General features: G+C 42.0%; 17 protein-coding genes. 14 read left to right on the top strand and 3 right to left on the bottom strand.

What is annotated here, in order from left to right; translation table 11 throughout:
• Positions 1–4: 4 nt before the first annotated feature.
• Entirely contained in the window at positions 5–646 is a 642-nt protein-coding gene (locus MHB71_RS17310; RefSeq protein ID WP_340027077.1) for a FusB/FusC family EF-G-binding protein, read from the top strand.
• 129 nt (positions 647–775) lie between these two features.
• Here MHB71_RS17310 and MHB71_RS17305 read toward each other — a convergent pair whose 3' ends face one another.
• Positions 776–1,363, bottom strand: coding sequence for an NAD(P)H oxidoreductase (locus MHB71_RS17305; RefSeq protein WP_127544886.1), 588 nt, complete (start codon positions 1,361–1,363; stop codon positions 776–778).
• 247 nt (positions 1,364–1,610) lie between these two features.
• Here MHB71_RS17305 and MHB71_RS17300 point away from each other — a divergent pair, with 247 nt between their 5' ends.
• The 4 genes from MHB71_RS17300 (at position 1,611) to MHB71_RS17285 (ending at position 4,003) form a co-directional block, all read left to right on the top strand.
• Positions 1,611–1,997, top strand: coding sequence for a helix-turn-helix domain-containing protein (locus MHB71_RS17300; protein WP_036669406.1), 387 nt, complete (start codon positions 1,611–1,613; stop codon positions 1,995–1,997).
• Between the two features lie 36 nt (positions 1,998–2,033).
• Positions 2,034–2,510 carry an NUDIX domain-containing protein gene (locus MHB71_RS17295; protein ID WP_340027076.1) on the top strand — a complete coding sequence of 159 codons (477 nt, stop codon included), beginning with the start codon at positions 2,034–2,036 and terminating at the stop codon, positions 2,508–2,510.
• A gap of 60 nt (positions 2,511–2,570) precedes the next feature.
• Entirely contained in the window at positions 2,571–2,960 is a 390-nt protein-coding gene (locus MHB71_RS17290) for a hypothetical protein (RefSeq protein WP_340027075.1), read from the top strand.
• 179 nt (positions 2,961–3,139) lie between these two features.
• A complete protein-coding gene (locus tag MHB71_RS17285) occupies positions 3,140–4,003 on the top strand; it encodes a DUF4085 family protein (RefSeq protein WP_340027074.1) in 864 nt (287 codons plus the stop codon).
• Positions 4,004–4,149: 146 nt separating this feature from the next.
• On the opposite strand, the gene MHB71_RS17280 is transcribed toward MHB71_RS17285, so the two are convergent.
• The gene (locus MHB71_RS17280; RefSeq protein WP_340027073.1) at positions 4,150–5,766 is read right to left on the bottom strand and encodes an AraC family transcriptional regulator; all 1,617 of its coding nucleotides are present in this window, start codon (positions 5,764–5,766) and stop codon (positions 4,150–4,152) included.
• Positions 5,767–5,877: 111 nt separating this feature from the next.
• Positions 5,878–6,885 (bottom strand): ABC transporter substrate-binding protein, encoded by a 1,008-nt coding sequence (locus MHB71_RS17275; protein ID WP_340027071.1) that lies wholly within the window; start codon positions 6,883–6,885, stop codon positions 5,878–5,880.
• A 283-nt stretch (positions 6,886–7,168) separates the two neighbouring features.
• Here MHB71_RS17275 and MHB71_RS17270 point away from each other — a divergent pair, with 283 nt between their 5' ends.
• From MHB71_RS17270 to MHB71_RS17230, 9 genes are all read left to right on the top strand, one after another.
• Positions 7,169–7,606 carry an oxidoreductase gene (locus tag MHB71_RS17270; RefSeq protein WP_340027070.1) on the top strand — a complete coding sequence of 146 codons (438 nt, stop codon included), beginning with the start codon at positions 7,169–7,171 and terminating at the stop codon, positions 7,604–7,606.
• 285 nt (positions 7,607–7,891) lie between these two features.
• Positions 7,892–8,146: a hypothetical protein gene (locus tag MHB71_RS17265; RefSeq protein ID WP_340027068.1), complete on the top strand. Its 255-nt coding sequence runs from the start codon at positions 7,892–7,894 to the stop codon at positions 8,144–8,146.
• A 43-nt stretch (positions 8,147–8,189) separates the two neighbouring features.
• Positions 8,190–8,738: an HAD-IIIA family hydrolase gene (locus MHB71_RS17260; protein WP_340027067.1), complete on the top strand. Its 549-nt coding sequence runs from the start codon at positions 8,190–8,192 to the stop codon at positions 8,736–8,738.
• Between the two features lie 20 nt (positions 8,739–8,758).
• Positions 8,759–9,232 (top strand): NUDIX domain-containing protein, encoded by a 474-nt coding sequence (locus MHB71_RS17255; RefSeq protein ID WP_340027066.1) that lies wholly within the window; start codon positions 8,759–8,761, stop codon positions 9,230–9,232.
• Between the two features lie 91 nt (positions 9,233–9,323).
• Positions 9,324–10,187, top strand: coding sequence for a phosphotransferase (locus MHB71_RS17250; RefSeq protein WP_340027065.1), 864 nt, complete (start codon positions 9,324–9,326; stop codon positions 10,185–10,187).
• 70 nt (positions 10,188–10,257) lie between these two features.
• Complete coding sequence (locus MHB71_RS17245) at positions 10,258–10,812, top strand: MepB family protein (protein ID WP_340027064.1); 555 nt, start codon at positions 10,258–10,260, stop codon at positions 10,810–10,812.
• Positions 10,813–11,138: 326 nt separating this feature from the next.
• Positions 11,139–12,179: a hypothetical protein gene (locus MHB71_RS17240; RefSeq protein WP_340027063.1), complete on the top strand. Its 1,041-nt coding sequence runs from the start codon at positions 11,139–11,141 to the stop codon at positions 12,177–12,179.
• A gap of 88 nt (positions 12,180–12,267) precedes the next feature.
• Positions 12,268–12,651 carry a hypothetical protein gene (locus MHB71_RS17235; RefSeq protein WP_179088632.1) on the top strand — a complete coding sequence of 128 codons (384 nt, stop codon included), beginning with the start codon at positions 12,268–12,270 and terminating at the stop codon, positions 12,649–12,651.
• 63 nt (positions 12,652–12,714) lie between these two features.
• Positions 12,715–13,011, top strand: a complete 297-nt coding sequence (locus tag MHB71_RS17230) for an SHOCT domain-containing protein (protein WP_340027062.1) — start codon at positions 12,715–12,717, stop codon at positions 13,009–13,011.
• The last annotated feature ends 23 nt before the right edge of the window (positions 13,012–13,034 follow it).

Genomic DNA, 13,034 nt, shown 5'->3' with positions numbered 1-13,034 from the left:
CGCCATGCAAACACCATTTATTCAGAATCATCAATTTAATTATATTCAAAAACAAGCTGATTTCCTGCTGAAAACGCTACGCTCGGTTGTGGATCCCAAAGTATTGGAAACCGTCCGTTATACGGTCGGCACAAATGCGGTGAGCATCTTCAATGAACTCACTTCGGAGCAGAAGCAACTGCTGGAGCAGTTATCCACGTATGAGACGACACATGAATTGCAGACGTATCTGAACGGGCTGGAATCATATCTGATTCCATATCCGCAAGTATCAGCGAAGCAGATTCAGAAGTTGTTTCCAAAGGCCAAGAAGCTTAAAGTGCCGGATCTCGAATCCATCGATTACGCACATACAACCTATCTGAGATGGACTGACATTGCGACGAGTCGTTTGTTCATCGTGTACCCGCACGAAGGCAGATTCCTCGGTATTGAGGGACGGATTACACCCACGAACAAAAAAGGGTACTGTATGTTCTGTCATCGTCATCAGGAGCTCGGATTCTTCAACGTGAAGACCAAGGCTCATTCGCCGGACAACTTTTCTTCCATTGCCCAGTACGTATGCATGGATAACACAGCTTGCAACCATAGTATTACCGATATCACTATGTTGGAGAAGTTTCTTCTCTCGACAGTAAAATAATGAAAGACACACAGGCAGGGTCGCTCTTCGGAGCGACCTTTTTGCCGTGTTCAAGCGTAGTGATTCGCCATTGAACGTACCACTAAACTTGAGAATTCATATTCGGTTCATACCTTTTTTCTCATACGATCATGGAGTCGGAATATCGTTGGCATAGTTCAGTCCCAAGTGATGTGCATGGTTCAGCAGTGTCTCATAATGCTCAGGCTTGGATTCCAACGTTTCATATAAAAACTCAACCCTCGATTGGGACACGCCGCAGTAATCGGCAATTCCCACATTGAGCAGGTTGGCGATCGATTGACCATAGTTGCGCTTATGCATCTGTTCTTCCGTCACACCCGAAAGAGAGATCCACAATATCTGCTGATGAGAGAGCTTGTTCGCGCCGTAGGCAAATCCGTTGTTCATGACACGATCCACATAACCTTTCAACATGGCTGGCAGATGCCACCACCAGAGAGGAAACACAAAAGCCACAGCATCGTGTTTCTTCAACCGCTCCATCTCCGTCTCAACCTCAGGCGAGAATACCTGATTTTCTTGGGTATAGTCTGGTTCATCCATCTCTCTGAGAATTGGGTCGAAGCCAATCCCATGCAAATCCAATATCTCATAACCGTGACCAGCATCGGTAAGACCCTGTGCAAAACGTTGAGCTACCTGAAAGGTCAAGGAGTCTTTTCTTGGGTGGGATACTACAACGAGTACGTTCATATTATCTTTCACTACCTTTCTGGATTGCAGTCTTGTAGCCATAAATCAGTGGCTGATGCTATTATAAACAGGTATGAAAACATCTGGAAGTACGCACTTTGATGTTCTATAGGAAGAATGAAGTGCCATAGGAACATTAAAGTACCCTAAATGGATGGCTCGAAATGGGCTTGAATAATAGAAAGAAGAGTAGCAAAAAGTTTATATTTTCACTTGGGATACAGCCTATTTATGGAGGGGTTCAAAAATGACAGAACATGGAGAAACGAGTGCTCCAAAAAAATATAAAGTAGGCGTGGAAGCGGCCTTGGAAGTAATGGGTGGGAAGTGGAAGCCTTTGATTATTTATCATTTGATGACAGGACGGAAACGCACGTCGGAGCTTCGGCGGTTAATACCGGACATTACACAGAAGATGCTGACAACGCAGCTCAGAGGACTTGAAAAGGATGAGATCATACAGCGCAAGGTATATTCAGAGGTACCTCCCAAAGTGGAATATGAGTTGACGGACTACGGATGGGGACTCAAGCCCGCGCTGGACCATTTATGTTATTGGGGAGAAGAGCATCTGGACAAAATCCACGGGGATAAGTTTAAAGTATTGGAGGATTTCGATTCTCAGGAAAGTTGAAGAGAGGGGCACGAGAAGGTGGATGGTACAGAGCACATGAAACAGGTAGTTCCCATTCGTTGTGAAGGCATTGCTGTAGTTCTATTGAAGAAAAGCCTCGATCAATACCGTGTACTGATGTTGAAACGGGCTGGTCGTATGTTGCATAACGAGTGGTGTTATGTTGGCGGCGGGATAGAAAAGGGCGAGAAGGCATGGGAAGCTGCACTCAGAGAAGTTCATGAGGAAACAGGTATTACGGAAGTCCGGTTGTATTCTGCCAATCAATTCGAACAATATTATTCACCCATGGGGGAGTATATCTATACCGCTCCCGTATTCGTAGGATATGTGGATGAAAGCCAGGTTGTCCGGTTAAATCATGAACATATCGAGTACCAATGGATGACGTTTGACGAAGCCAAAGAAAATGCGGCATTGCCTGGAATTGATAACATTTTGGATTTTGTTGAAAAGCATTTTGCCAGAAAAGCCCCTTCCGAGTGGCTTCGGATTAATGGTCAGAATAATTAGGAGGTGGAACTCATCACATACAAGACGATTTATCCAAGAGCATGGTTGAGCCTATTATGTATGTTGGTCATTGAAGCTATGTTTTTCAGAAATATTATTTATGATGAAAATGGTATTATGAAGTACTTCCTGATCGTTATATTGACCTTTATTCTCGGTTATATCGTTTTTCTGCTCTGGCGTTTGTTTTTCACTAAACCCAGTATTACGCTGGAAAGCGATCATGTGATTTCTACGAAAAACCAGAGATATGATGCATCTCAGATTGAGTGTATTTATATGAATTACAGACGGATTGGCATCAAACTCTATGGTAAACGGTTAGTGCCGATGGATCTATGTTTTTATTTTCAACGAGGTCAGGAGTCCGCAGGCGTAGAAGCTGTGCATGAATGGGCGGCGCGAAACGACAAAGAAATCAAACATAAATTTTTTCAAACCGTGGGGTAGAACAGTGTGTTTGTTGAGTATAAGGAATCGTTGAGGTTGAAGATTTTTGGGGATGCAAACAATAGAGCAATTTCTAACGAGATCGATCTGAAGTGGTCGAGGTGTTAGGCTTTACGAGATCTGTTATCGCTAACACGATTATTGACATAGATTTGTAAAAACCAGTAGGAGAGATGCCCATGAGATATCTAACGAAAGAATGGTATGAGCTTTGTCAACAGACACATCTTCATTTTGGTTTAAGAGTACATAACGGAGCTAACGAGTCAGATGAGAATCTATTTTTAAGGCTGTATAAAAGAAAGGAAAAAGCACATGTGAAGCAGGAGCGAGAGCTATATAACTTGGACCCACGTTTCATGCTGGAGCATGATGGACAGGTGCTTACTCGTGTAGACAAAGCTTTCGGTGAGGAAGAAGTGACAGAAGAGGATCAGATCGTTTATCACATGCCTCCGGAAGAACGAGCGCATATCGAGAAACTCATTGCAGAATATGATGTGCGCCCTCCTTTTGATGAGAAGAAATGTAAGGAAGAGTACAAAGAATCGATAGAGTGGAATTTTCAATACAAGGCGGAGAATTTGCCACAGGAAATCGTTGAACAAATTGCGGATATTCGTGTCTTTACGTTGGGTTATTGCACGAGAGAAGTTATGCTCCAGCTGAATAAACAGAGTGCAGAGAACAGAAGAGAAATGGAACGCATATCGAAAGAATTTAGAGAAGTGATGACGGCACAGGATATTTCCGATGAAATACATGGGCGGATTCAATACCATGATTGTACAGTGGCAGAACTGCTGACGGGTGATGAAGTGGTCATTCGTTTTGACACCCGTGGGGGCTTCACCAACATAAATAAACTTACGCTGGTTGCGCCCGAAATCATCAAGCAAGACGGTGGGATTGTAGGCAGTTACTGGCTGTATCAAGAGCTGTATCGGATCGATAACGGATATGAGCTTCATGTTCTATTTGATGGAGAAAATATGCCTGAGCTGATTGTTCGCTGTGCTGATATTCTTGCCGAAGAGGAGTAAGGTGCAGTGATGCTAAGCAAGAGTCGTCAATTTGGTAAAATAAGTGCGCACCACGAACTCTACCAAAAAAGTAACGACTCTGATGAGAAAGGTAAATATACAATCCGGTGTATCTTGTAATCGATTTGAAGCATGTAGAACACGTATCATCGTTTTGCGAGTATATTAATCCCGTCATCCAATTGTCCTGATAGTGATAGAACATCATAATAGATCCATTTTTCCGAATCAATGGTTTGCACTTTACCTTGACGGACAGCGGACAACTGCCTCCATACAGGGTTCTGCTGCAGTTGCGTATAGGTTAGGGCAGCTTCGGCCCCATAGACAATGACAAATAACCGGTCTGCTTCATATTGCCAGAGCTGTTCGACTTCTACTTTTCTACCATACTGGTTAGGGTGCTCTACAAGCAAATGTTGAACAAGTGGCGGTGGTTGCAAGCCGAAGGAACGGTACATAATCTCGCCCGCATTCCGGTCTCCCAGCACATATATTTCTGACCCTTCAATCAGGAGCAGGCCAACGGTCTCATCCTTACTTACATAATTTTTGATTTGCTGGTGTGCCATTTCACGCTTCAATTCGTAATCGTTAATCCAGCTCTTTGCTTGTTTCTCCATCCCAAGTACATCACCAATGGCTTGTAAATGTTCTGTGGCATGAAGATCCATCCAAGGGATCGTCACGATGGGAGCGATATGCTCCAGTTGTTGTTGTGTTTCATAGTCTAGCGTGTCACAACTGATAATAAGATCCGGTTTCAGAGCTTTCATTCTGTCATAATAAAAGATCGATTTGTCTCCAATGTTCGTAATGTTCTCTCCTAAACGCCCAGCATAATAACCCAAATGATAGGCAGGTGCGCCAATCGGTTTGATGTCAAGTGCCAGTAGCGCACATACATAACTCATCGACATGATTTTGTACTGTTTCGTGTTCACATATACTCGCGGCGGGACGCCTGTGATCTGCTTAAAACGACGGTTAAAATAATAACTGTCCCGATAGCCGACCTGTTCTGCAATTTCAGCAAGCGGTTGTCTGGAAACGATCAGCAGTTCCTTTGCCCTGCGTATACGAAGCGTTGATATATATTCATGAGGCGTTACGCCAGTGATTTGTTTGAACAAATGAATAAATTGCTTGACACCAATCCCGGCCTGTTCAGCCAATTGTTTCATGCTAATCTCTTCATTAAAATGGTCTTTCAAAAATAAAACGCTCTGTTCCACCGCTTGCAAAGATGTTACGGTTTCAGATTTAATTATATTTTGCTTAAGTAATGTATGAATCCATTTCTGGAAACGGAAATGGTAGCTCAGCTGTGCTTCTTCGCTCTCAGGATGCTTCAGGGCAATTAGCTTGCGCAGCACTGCAAGTGTACGAACAAAAGGAGCAATGGTAATTTTGCTATTCGCGAAAGGATTCCGCATATCGTTGTCAGGCAGAGCAGAAATGATGTCAAAGGTTACACCAAAATAAAGCATGTCTTTCTTTTCTACAGTTGAACTGACGATAAGCTTAGCGCCAGGAGAGACTGCATAACAATCACCAGTGACAGCATGGTAACAATTGTCGTCTATATATATGCTGCCTGAACCTTCAGATACAACAATCAGCCTGTAACTCAGACTGACATCGGGGAGTAGCTTAGGCGTAGTGCTAATTGTTACAGATTCAATATCAACAAACCTAAAGAAATATGAGTGAAAGGCGGTAGGAGGGAGGGGGGAGTTGCTATGCGCAGTACGTTTGTTCATGAAGTCACAGATTCCTCCTGCATACAATGAGAATTATTATCATTATATTAAATGACAAAGAAGAAGCTAGTCAACCATTAGGTGAACTAGCTTCTTCTTTGTGAATGTTTATTAGTTAGGAATGATCGCCTTCATGACATCTTGCATTTTTTTCTCATAAGCGAGTGGACCATTTGTGATCCATACATCACCACGGACTTCATAGACATGACCTTGTTTAACCGCGGGGATTGTCTTCCATAACTTGCTTTCTTTAAGCTCCGTAGCCTGTTCTTCTCGTCCTTCATCTACAGCGAGGAAAATATAGTCTGCATCGATCTGTGAAATAGTTTCCATCGAGATGGCTTGAATATCCATATCCTCTCCCCATGCCAACTTGCGTACAATCGGGGCAGGCTCTAATCCAAAGTCGCCATATAATGCTGTGCCTACTTGACCTCCGGGACCTCCATATAATCGCATTTCTTTACTGGCATGAATGCGAATCATAGCTGCTGTCTTGCCTTTAGCGGCGACCTGTAATTGCTCCTTGGCAAGCTTCGTTTCTGCTTCACGCTTCTTGATTACGTCTTGTGCTTGTTCTGTCCTTCCGAGTAGATCAGCTACAGTAAGCAAGTTCTTTTTCCAGTTCTGCGGGTATTGAATTTCACTACCTGTAAATACATAGGTGGGAGCAATTTTAGACAATTTCTCATACGTACCGCCATCTGCCCAACCTTGGAAGCCCAGAATAATGAGATCTGGTTGCGCCGCCATGATTGCTTCAAAGTTAAATGCAGCTGTGTCGAGCTTCGGTACATCTTTTAAATAATCCTCAAGATAGGTCTGGTAATAGGTTCCGCTTGAGTATTGCATGATTGGTTTAACACCAAGAGCACTCATCTCGTCTTCGACGAATAATCCAAGAACGCGCTGAGGCTCAGCAGGTACTTCGATTTTCCCAAGGATATGCTCCACAGTACGCGGCCCCCTAAGTGTATCTTCAGATGATGCCGGTGTTTGTTCTGTCTGTACCGCCCCAGCCTCTTCCTTCACAGTTCCCCCGGCGCATGCAGTAAGTACGAAGATAAGCACAAAGATCATGCTAATTATAGAAAAACCTTTTCTAGTAAATGTCATTCATCTGCCACTCCTTCTACTGATATCTATTCTCATTTAGGTGCTTTGCTTATCTTAAGTAGCAGGACGGATTAATTCAATGGACTTTTGAGTAAAAATGATCCTTTTTCGAAATATGTCTTAAATGTACATTTAACAAGAGACGGTTCGTTAATGAATTAAAAAAGCATATTTCCTTTAGTTTAAACTCAATAAAATGGTACTATTAACCAATGATCGTTGTGCTGACATTCTCATAGTGGAAGACTGAGAGAGCTCAAGAGGCAAAATAGGAGGGAATGTAGTGAAGATTAGCACCTTAGAAACCAAATTAGCTTCAAGATACAATGAGTTCGATCCTGAACAGGATGGGAATAAAAATACGAAGTTCTCTGACATTATTATTGATGGTACATCGCTCTATCAAAGGCTGAAAAAACATGATTTGGTACCTTGTCTCGGATGGGGAAGCGATGAATATCAAAGGCTTCTTATTGATTATTTTTTACTTAAGAAATCACATGAATCCATGTATTATAGATTTCCCATTTTAGTGTGTCCCTGGTGTGGGGATGAAGAGTGTGGATTTATTTCTGTAAAGATTGATAGGGAAGATGATGTTGTGATCTGGAGAGATTTCATATTGAACGACAAGAAACTACAGGTAGGCCCGTTTTATTTTGGTTGGGAAAATTACAAACAGGCCATCGAAAATACTTTTGGTACGGCAGGAATTCAGTAAGGAAAAAAAGGGGGATGGAGAAAATAGAGATGGAATGGACCACCAGTACGTTTGGTTATTTATCTACTCCCGTATTTGTCGTGGGCTTTGCATGTTACTTCTTTCCTGATTTTCTATACAAAATATTTGTCCTGATGAGATATCGAGAAATTAAACCGAATTACGAGTTTGAAGATAACCCACCTAATAGTGATATCCCTAAACATATCGAAATAATATTAAAAGTACTAGGCACCATAATGGTTATATTAGGGATGATATGGTTTTGGTTTTCGAAAGAGTTTTATGACTTATTATTTTGACAGCAAGGAGTTGGACACCATTTTTGAATTTATCTGGACTGTAGTGATCTCAATTATAAGTTTTATTGTGGTTCTTATCTTTGCTGCAATTGTACGTTATGCGATAGATTCATCCAAAACATCGAAAAAGCTGGATGTACTAATTAAAGAAGTGCACTATCTGAAAACTGAAATTAAAAAGCAACAACACCATAAGCAGCAAGATGGCAGCAAGCATATTATCGATGAGAAAGTATAGATGAACGACACGACTTGAAATTTTTCTAAGAAGGGAACAGACCATGATGAAACCACATGTGAACGTACAAGCTGTTTTTATAGACAGAGATGGAACAATTGGTGGTACAGGTCATTTTATTCATCCGAGAGATTTCAGGTTATACCCCAATGCTCAAGAAGCAATTATGCATTTAAAACGAGAAGGAATTATGGTACTGGCTTTTACGAATCAATATCGAATCTCACGTGGAGAAGCGAGTGTTGAGGATTTTGAAGAGCAATTTCGCGAGTACGGATTCGATCACTCCTATATATGTCCGCATGAGCAAGAATGCAGTTGCAGAAAGCCTAAACCCGGAATGTTATTACAGGCATCAGAGGAACTTGGTCTGGATTTATCCAAATGTATCGTTATTGGAGATGTAGGAGATACAGACATGCTTGCTGCCCATGCCGTAGGAGCGACCAAGATCATGGTGCGAACAGGCTGGGGGGAATCTTCATTAACCAAATTCAGAGACAAATGGATGGAGACCGAACCTGATTATATCGCAGAAGATATTTGGGATGCCGTACAATGGATCATTGATGGAAGGGAATTTAGAAAATAAAAGACAGGAGGTAACTGTGTATGGGCATGTCAGACTATTACAAAAACCTGAGGGAAAAGATCGGCAACGAGCTTGTTTTTATGCCGGGTGTAGCTGGGATTATCCGAAATGAACAAGGGGAGATTCTGTTCGGTCGTAAACATAACGAATCAACCTGGGGGCTGATTGCCGGAGCAATTGAGCTTGGTGAGACACCGGCGCAAGCGATGGTAAGAGAGGCACTGGAAGAGACAGGTCTGGTTGTTGAACCGGAGAAGATTATCGGAATATACGGGGGTGAAGCCAGACGGTTTACATACAGCAATGGCCATCAGGTTGAATATTTGACTATCGTATTTGAATGCAGGATCAGATCTGGACAACTTACGCCCGATAATGAAGAGATGAAGGATCTGCAGTTTTTCCCGGAGGATCAGCTTCCACCCATGGCAAACCAGTATCCAGATTATATGTTTAGCTCCAAGCAAGAAGAACGAGCCCATTTTGAAAGATAATTCAACCGACTGTGCGATTGAAATCTAAACTCACCTTATGTTTACCATTTACCAAATGAATTCAGATCCTAGTTATTATGAGGAGAACCATATGTTAATTAATCCAACGATTAATGAGATCAATGACTTATTCAAGATGCATTCTATCAACGAAGAAATATCTGAAATTCAAAGTTTGTCAGGTACCACAGCTGGACGTATTTATCGGTTGAGTACGGGTCTGAACAGGCACTATATTCTGAAATCAGATGAACCCGAACAGATTCACATCGCCCAGCAGTTTTTGGATACGTATAAGAATTCTTCGTTATTGCCTGAAGTTTTGTACACTGACCCGGCTAACACTTATTTTATTTATACGTATATGGAAGGTACGACCCATTTCAACCGGGGCCTGAAGAGAGAATGGTTAACTCGTCTGGTGAAAGAGTTATTCAATACATATGTGCTTTCTACAGATACGAAATCATGGGGCAGAATAGAGCTCCCGCAGAGGACATGGAAAGAATTCAATCAGATTAGTATTCATGAAGCAAAGATGAATATCGGAAGTTTTTTAACGACAGATGATTATAATCTGGTTCAATCCAAAGTGGATCGTCTTTTTCATGAGGAAGAAGAAAAGTTTCTTTTACATGGCGATACGGGGGTTCATAATTTTGTATATGATCAAAATGAACTCATCGGCGTTATTGACCCATCTCCAATGGTTGGACCTATCCTCTATGATTTCTTGTATGCTTTTAGCTCTTCGCCGGATGATATCAACACCGAAACATTATTTGCTACGTTCGAACTTTTAGAGCAAGTAGATATGGATAAATCCAGATTGATAGAGGAAGCTCTGGTCCATCTATATTGCCGAATTGGGCTGAGTAACAAGCATCATCCTGATGATCTGCCTGAGTATTTGAAGGCTTGGCATGAATGGAAACGACTATGTCATGAATTTTGAACTAGCAAAGCTTTAAAGCTATTGCAAATGCCGTAGTTCAGACTATACAAGACAGGAGAGATATCACAAGTTGGATAACAAAAATAGTTTGCATAGTCCGAATGGATGGACCTCCGATATGCTTCATGGCGACTTACTTGCCAGTAAAGAACTTATCTATGACAAGTGTGGCTTTGTATGCTCACAACCACATGAAGAAACACAAAATGCTGAATATGGTGCATATGTGTTCACCATAAATGCTCTCTCCATTCGATTTCGCGTCGCCAAAACCACGCCAACCAAGATCGGACAATTTGTTACCCTATGGCAGCGGAGTGAGGATGGAACGACACAGCCATATGATGTATCAGATCCAGCAGATATGTATGTCATTAGTACGCGCGCAGGTAGCCACTTTGGGCAATTTGTATTTCCGAAGAATGTATTGTTACAGCGAGATATCATATCGGATCAAGGCAAAGGTGGCAAGCGTGCAATTCGTTTATATCCGCCTTGGGACAAGCCAATAAGTAAACAGGCTGTAAAAACGCAGCAATGGCAGCTGGAATACTTCTTGAAAGTATCTTTTACCGAACCGTTGAACTGTGATCAAGCTCGGGTACTTTATGATAAACCATTATAATCACCTATGATTTAGGAGTGTGGTCATGATCGTATTAACGTCAGCAATCGTATTCACCTTCCTGATCCTAATCGTTATTCTCTTTCAAGTTGCTTTAGTGGTAGGTGTACCGTGGGGTGAGTATGCTATGGGTGGGAAGTTTCCCGGGAAATACCCTATCTCCAATAATCATTGCCATTTCATAACAATGAGCAACAATGGAATATACTAAACTAGAGCCCTGGCATGTATGCCAAAGGGCTCTATTAATAACTGCCGTTCCTCATTTATACTAATGATAGTTTAACCCTACATAGAGAAGATCAACGGAGAGGAGCGGTTATATTATGCCGATCTACTACTACCTTGCAGCAGTTTTATTAGTTGTAACAGCCTATTTGGTTCGACGTAAGTTCAAGATTTTCCGTCCAGCAGCAGGAAGACGCAGAAAACAGATGAAAGTTACGTACAGACGAAAAAAAGCACCATTGAATCTTGGACTTCGAGAAGAAGTCTCCTATCAGCAAACCATTCTTCAATTGGAGAAGAGTTACAATAAGCATTTTGCCAACAAACTCAAGATCCGAATTCAAAAGGAATATCCTCACATGAAAACGCTGGAGTATCGGTGGAAATTGATAGAGCTTAAGCGATATTTCATTATGGCTTCATTACTTAAGCAGGTGCCCATGTTCAGTGATGAAGTTGATGATTTGTGGCATGAGATGCTGATGTTCACGAAATCTTACGCTGATTTTTGTGCAGAATTCATGGGTTCCACGGTGCACCATGAGCCGGCAATCACCCGCCGCGAAACGCCAGGAGCACGTGCATGGTTTGATTGGGTGTACTGTCAATTATTTGAGTTCACTCCCTACAGTGCTGCAATCTGGGGTGATTTTTTCACTTACCCATTAACCAGTGATGTACAGAAGCTGATCGCACAGGGAGATCAATCTGAACTGGTGAATGAACTGTTTCATGCCAGACGCAAGCAGGAAGATCCTGAAGCTGCTCAGGTGATTGCCTACTTGATTGATCAACTACGTAGATCCGCAACGCTAAGTGAAGAAGAGCTATCTCCAGCATTTTCCGGAAGTAGCGATGTAGCTCTCGTCATGGCTAGCGCCATGGTGTATTACTCCATGCATAGCGAGGCGACATATGGGCTACACATGGGGCGGCTAGAACAGGAAATTCTTCCACAGGAAAAGGCAGCCTATGGTTCCTCGTCAAGCAGTGGCTGCACGAGCAGTTCCAGCTGTTATGCTGATCAATGTACTGACAGTAGTAGTTCCTCGGGAGGATCTGGATCATCCTCGGGGTCATCTTCCGACTCTTCTTGCAGCTCATCCAGCTGTTCATCTTGTGGTGGTGGCGGAGATTAATGAAGTTGAGTATTTGGGCTACAGTGACTCTGTAATCTTGAATGAAACAGTCACAAGACCAATGGAGATTGCCGGAAAGGAAGATCATATGCGAAGCGACAAATTTACACCGTATTTAAGTTTTATAGGTTTTGGTTTAGTCATTCTGACCCTGAGTGTGCATATAAGTTTCAAATTAGGAATTGAGAAAGGTTTGGAAGAAGGTTCCCTTATGCTGTTGTCAGTTGCTAATGCAGTGTTGCTGGTATATCCATTGGCATGGGGAGTATTTGCTATACTTGAGTTCTACATGTTCTGGAAAGAAAAACAAAATATGAAGTCCAAGCTGGAACGCGGAAAAATGAACAAAGAAGACTACTTGGATCAGATCAAGAAAGTTAAGACCAGTTTGGGAATCAACATCAGTTATATTGTCATCCTGTTGTTTCAGCTTGGATACGTCATTATAAACTGGGACGAGGTTAATGTTTAGTCTTCTGACCGACCTTTCCTGAAGTTTGAATAGAACATACATAACATTTAGGAGGAATATTCATTGAAAGCATTATCAATCGTTAGCCTTATTGGGTTCTTACTCAATTTTTTATTAATCGTAGTTTTTATAGATGGTTCGCAAGAAAGTGCGGAGGTAGCGGCAGGTTTGGGGATTTTGGGTGTCCTGTATGGTCTGCTTTTCTCAATTTTAGCCTTGATCATATCAAGCAAGAGAAAAAAGACCCCTGTGAATGTTCATGAACAACTGCTGCAGTTGGGTGAATTAAAAGAGAAAAATATCATATCAGAATATGAATTCGATCAGAAGAAAGAGAAGTTACTCGCCAGATACAGGTAGTCCAAAGCCTGCTGCGATAAGGT

Source organism: Paenibacillus sp. FSL H7-0940 (genome assembly GCF_037979415.1).
GTDB classification, from domain to species: Bacteria; Bacillota; Bacilli; order Paenibacillales; family Paenibacillaceae; genus Paenibacillus; species Paenibacillus amylolyticus.
The sequence above is the reverse complement of the archived record's forward strand: the minus strand, read 5'-3'. Positions and strand labels throughout refer to the sequence as shown.

Bases quoted from the DNA above. Each gene is read 5' to 3' on its own strand.
- MHB71_RS17265 (WP_340027068.1), top strand. From the start codon at position 7,892: ATGACTTATTATTTTGACAGCAAGGAGTTGGACACCATTTTTGAATTT.
- MHB71_RS17300 (WP_036669406.1), top strand. From the start codon at position 1,611: ATGACAGAACATGGAGAAACGAGTGCTCCAAAAAAATATAAAGTAGGC.
- MHB71_RS17295 (WP_340027076.1), top strand. From the start codon at position 2,034: ATGAAACAGGTAGTTCCCATTCGTTGTGAAGGCATTGCTGTAGTTCTA.
- MHB71_RS17280 (WP_340027073.1), bottom strand. From the start codon at position 5,766: ATGAACAAACGTACTGCGCATAGCAACTCCCCCCTCCCTCCTACCGCC.
- MHB71_RS17290 (WP_340027075.1), top strand. From the start codon at position 2,571: ATGTTGGTCATTGAAGCTATGTTTTTCAGAAATATTATTTATGATGAA.
- MHB71_RS17260 (WP_340027067.1), top strand. From the start codon at position 8,190: ATGATGAAACCACATGTGAACGTACAAGCTGTTTTTATAGACAGAGAT.
- MHB71_RS17250 (WP_340027065.1), top strand. From the start codon at position 9,324: ATGTTAATTAATCCAACGATTAATGAGATCAATGACTTATTCAAGATG.
- MHB71_RS17310 (WP_340027077.1), top strand. From the start codon at position 5: ATGCAAACACCATTTATTCAGAATCATCAATTTAATTATATTCAAAAA.
- MHB71_RS17275 (WP_340027071.1), bottom strand. From the start codon at position 6,885: ATGACATTTACTAGAAAAGGTTTTTCTATAATTAGCATGATCTTTGTG.
- MHB71_RS17285 (WP_340027074.1), top strand. From the start codon at position 3,140: ATGAGATATCTAACGAAAGAATGGTATGAGCTTTGTCAACAGACACAT.
- MHB71_RS17240 (WP_340027063.1), top strand. From the start codon at position 11,139: ATGCCGATCTACTACTACCTTGCAGCAGTTTTATTAGTTGTAACAGCC.
- MHB71_RS17255 (WP_340027066.1), top strand. From the start codon at position 8,759: ATGGGCATGTCAGACTATTACAAAAACCTGAGGGAAAAGATCGGCAAC.
- MHB71_RS17305 (WP_127544886.1), bottom strand. From the start codon at position 1,363: ATGAACGTACTCGTTGTAGTATCCCACCCAAGAAAAGACTCCTTGACC.
- MHB71_RS17235 (WP_179088632.1), top strand. From the start codon at position 12,268: ATGCGAAGCGACAAATTTACACCGTATTTAAGTTTTATAGGTTTTGGT.